Origin of the sequence: Chromobacterium vaccinii, from assembly GCF_000971335.1 — a bacterium.
Lineage (GTDB): Bacteria > Pseudomonadota > Gammaproteobacteria > Burkholderiales > Chromobacteriaceae > Chromobacterium > Chromobacterium vaccinii.
In genome coordinates this window covers 1-598 of record NZ_JZJL01000148.1, presented here as the reverse complement: position 1 = coordinate 598, position 598 = coordinate 1, and the positions used below count along the sequence as shown (strand labels likewise).

At 71.9% G+C, this 598-nt stretch carries 1 protein-coding gene; it reads right to left on the bottom strand.

What is annotated here, in order from left to right; all coding sequences use genetic code 11:
* Nucleotides 1–598, bottom strand: a 598-nt coding sequence (locus tag VL52_RS22990; RefSeq protein ID WP_046159226.1) for an AMP-binding protein, incomplete at both ends; no start/stop codon positions are given.

The window sequence follows — 598 nt, the reverse complement described above, 5'->3', positions numbered from 1 at the left end:
CCGGGTTGCCGCTGTCGCAGCCGGCCACCTGCTCCCACTCGCCATCCAGGCTCAGCGTCTCCGCCGCCCCGGCCGGCAGCCCCGGCCTCAACCGGCTTTGCGTCAGCACCAGCTTCGCCCCGGTGTCCTCCAGCAGCAGCGCCAGCCGCTCCGCAGGGTGTTCCGGGTCCAGCGGCACGTAGGCGCCGCCCGCCTTCAGAATGCCCAGCAGCCCCACCACCATTTCCAGCCCCCGCTCCATGCAGAGGCCCACCAGCGCGTCCGGCCCCACGCCTTTGCCGCGCAGCCAGTGCGCCAGCTGGTTGGCGCGCCCGTTCAGCTCGCCGTAGCTCAGCGCTTCGCCTTCGTAGCGCACCGCATCCGCTGCCGGCCGGTCCATCGCCTGCCGCTCGAAACCGGCCAACAGGTCCGGCGCCGCGTCTGACCGCGCGCCCTGCCCCCAATCCCGCAGCAGCAGCCGCTGTTCGTCCTCGTCCAACAGCGGCAGGTCTTTCAAGCGCGTCTGCGGCGCGCGCGCTGCCGCCGACAACAGTCGCAGGAAGCGGCGCGCCATCGCTTCCACCGTGTCCCGGTCGAACAGATCCGCGTTGTATTCCAG